The sequence below is a fragment of the Mailhella sp. genome (assembly GCF_057866825.1).
Window position 1 is genome coordinate 1 of sequence record NZ_DBMAHT010000190.1, and the last position, 2,806, is coordinate 2,806.

The 2,806-nt window shown below is 53.5% G+C and carries 4 protein-coding genes; 2 read left to right on the forward strand and 2 right to left on the reverse strand.

Translation table 11 applies throughout. The features are described 5' to 3' along the window. On the forward strand, window positions 1–306 hold a 306-nt coding region (locus tag ACZM96_RS10505), incomplete at its 5' end, for a hypothetical protein (RefSeq protein ID WP_489488996.1). A 50-nt stretch (window positions 307–356) separates the two neighbouring features. Here the strand turns inward: ACZM96_RS10505 and ACZM96_RS10510 are convergent. Then, complete coding sequence (locus ACZM96_RS10510) at window positions 357–1,304, reverse strand: DsbA family protein (RefSeq protein WP_489488998.1); 948 nt, start codon at window positions 1,302–1,304, stop codon at window positions 357–359. Window positions 1,305–1,457: 153 nt separating this feature from the next. On the opposite strand from ACZM96_RS10510, the gene ACZM96_RS10515 reads away from it, so the two are divergent. Further along, window positions 1,458–1,790, forward strand: a complete 333-nt coding sequence (locus ACZM96_RS10515) for a type II toxin-antitoxin system PemK/MazF family toxin (protein WP_077073078.1) — start codon at window positions 1,458–1,460, stop codon at window positions 1,788–1,790. 16 nt (window positions 1,791–1,806) lie between these two features. Here the strand turns inward: ACZM96_RS10515 and ACZM96_RS10520 are convergent, their stop codons facing one another. Continuing rightward, window positions 1,807–2,490, reverse strand: a complete 684-nt coding sequence (locus tag ACZM96_RS10520; RefSeq protein ID WP_483218065.1) for a TraM recognition domain-containing protein — start codon at window positions 2,488–2,490, stop codon at window positions 1,807–1,809. Window positions 2,491–2,806 lie beyond the last annotated feature (316 nt).

The window sequence follows — 2,806 nt, forward strand, 5'->3', positions numbered from 1 at the left end:
GGTCTGCTTGCGCCGTCTGGCCATACTGTCCTTTCCTTGCCGCTGGGCGGAGGAAAGGCGGCGCGTCGAAATGAAGACAGCCTGTTCCTACTCGCCGGGCTTTTTTTCCTGGGCGATTGTCAGCTTTGCGGCGTTTTCAACGACAATGCGCCCGTTTTCTTCATAAAAAACAACCTTATCCCCTTCCTTCACGTCGAGCTTTCTGCGAATGGCGAGGGGCAGCGTGATCTGACCGCGCGAAGTGACCTTGGCAAGTTCCATGAGTTCTCCCTGAAATCTTATTTACAAGATAAATCTTACTTATAAGATTAGTGAGAAGGGAAGCGTTCGTCAAGACGGGTCAGGGAAAGAGGGCGTCATAAAACGGACTCATTCAAAAGGCCGCGCGTAATCATCTGGACGATGCGTTCTTTGGCATCGGCGTCTTCGGCGCGGGCCTTATGGGCGAGTTCGAGAGCCAGCGGCACTTGTGAGGCCGTGAAATCACAGGCGGGAAAACGAATGCCGTCCAGAATCCAGGTGGGAGTTGAGGTGATTCTGGATTGCGAGGCGATAATATCCGCGCCTACGACAGGAGCGACCTGTTGCAGAGAGTCGGCAAAGTCTTCCGGCACAATGGCCGCATCCTGAAGCGCCGTTTGCAGCGCAGCCTCATAGGGTTTCGGAACGCCGAGAGGTGTCCGGGGCACCACGGCATTCCAGAAGCTGTGCGCGGCGTTCGGAGAAAAGCGCAGGAGTGCTTCAAAGCTCAGGGCTTTTTTCAACGACTCTCCGTAGTTGTCCGAAGGGCTGTGACGCACGACAATGCACATGCCGGGATTTTCCCGCTGTGCCCGGAGCGGTTCCTCAATGCCGCAGTAAGGACATTCCAGGTTGACCCAGTATTCCATGATGTCGCCCTGAAATTCTTTTGTCGGCCTGCCGTCCAGACAGGTTCTGCCGGAAAGGGCCGCATCGGGCGCGTAAGGCAGCGCCAGGTCTTTTGAAAGTTCTGCCTTTACGCCAGCTTCCACGGCTATCCGGTCGGACACGGGCGTTCCGGCATGGGCAGAAGGAACCGATCCCGACAAAAGACAGATGAAAAGAGTAATAAGTTGTACGAGTCGCGTCATAACTGTTCTCCGGTGCGGTATTGTCGAAGGGGACTTGCCATATTGGCGATTGCGAGTTATATAAAAATATAACTTATGGAGGATGACGATGTACACAGCTAATTTGAGAAAAGTCGGCGGTTCAGTGATGCTGGCCGTTCCTCCCGCCATTTTGGAAATGCTGCGAATGGAATCGGGGTCATCGGTAAGCATGGCCGTGGAATCCGGGCGTCTGATTATTGAGCCGAACGTCAGGAAGAAGTACAGCCTGCAGGAACTGTTGGCTCAGTGTGATGCTTCCGCGCCGCTTTCCCCTGAGGATGGAGTGTGGACCGGGGCTGGAGCCACGGGCGGGGAGCTGATCTGATGCGGCGTGGTGATATTTATCTGGTGACGCTTGATCCTACAGAAGGGCATGAGCAACAGGGAACGCGACCGGTGTTGGTGATTTCTCCCGACGAGTTCAACAGAGTGACGCAGGTTCCCGTAGTGTTGCCGATTACCAGCGGGGGGAATTTTGCCCGTACTGCAGGATTCGCCGTGTCGCTCAGCGGATGCGGCACGCGTACTACAGGAGTAGTTCGTTGTGACCAGCCCAGGGCGCTGGACTTGCGGGCGAGATCCGGCAGACGGCTGGAACAAGTACCGCCCGTCATTATGGATGAAGTTCTTGCAAGGTTGGCGACCATTTTCAGCTAGCCGGGCTTTTTCTCTTTTATGCCGCATGGTCATAGTGTTTCTCCTGGGAGAGCTGCACAAGCTGGGGGACGCGCAGCTGCGCTTTTTTCAGGGAAGGGTTGGCAAAGAACATGGTGCCCCGGACGATTTGCCCGCTGAAGATGAAATGGGCTTCGCCTTCGATCTGTTCCTGCAAGTCGCGCAGGACGACGCGGTCTTCCTGTTCCACGGTGGTGTTCATGGCGTCGCGGTAACCTGCGCTTATTTTTTCGTTGACGTTGAAGCCGGTGGTGCGGAGGACGGTGCCTTGTCCGGCCTGTCCCCGTATGAGTTCCCAAGTTTTTTCCGCGTCCTGCATTTTCATGAAGATTTTTATGGAGGTGTTGGCCACCATCTGCTGCGCGCCTTTTTTGTCTGCTTCCAGAATACCGGCGTAATCCTGGGAGGCGACGATGGCGGCTATGCCGAGACCGCGCCCCTGTGTCAGCACGACCTCAAAGCCGGGGGTGACGATGGCCGCATATTCATCCACGATGCACAGATACGGGCCGATGCCCACAGTGTCCGTGGGCAGGGCTTCCAGCACGTCGGCGGCGTCGCCTTCAATATGTGCGCCGAGGCCAACGGCACAGGCGTTGCGTATGGCGGAGAGGCTGATTTTTCCGAGGCTGGCCAGTTCTGCGGGGGCTTTTTCCAGCGAAGGCAGAAGAACGACCAGCACGCGGCGCTGCATGATAAAAGCGAATATTATATGTAATTATTTGATTTTATAAATATTTTATTTCAGTAAAAATATGAGTACCTGCGTAAGTACCTACAAAAAAGAAAGATTAAAAAAATTTTTCCGGACGAGATAGGATCTCTTGTGGAATATGAAAAGCGCTACTACCGTAGAAGTAAATATATTCTTGAGAGAATTGTAAGAAATCAAAACCACCCACATAGCGGGTGGTTTTGAATACCTCTTTGGACTTTACTGGATGACGAAAATTGGGTAAAATTATCATTAAAATGTATAAATTTTATCATGTTCCTGA

Coding starts and splice junctions, on each gene's coding strand:
- ACZM96_RS10515 (WP_077073078.1), top strand. CDS start 1,458: ATGCGGCGTGGTGATATTTATCTGGTGACGCTTGATCCTACAGAAGGG.
- ACZM96_RS10510 (WP_489488998.1), bottom strand. CDS start 1,304: ATGCTTACCGATGACCCCGATTCCATTCGCAGCATTTCCAAAATGGCG.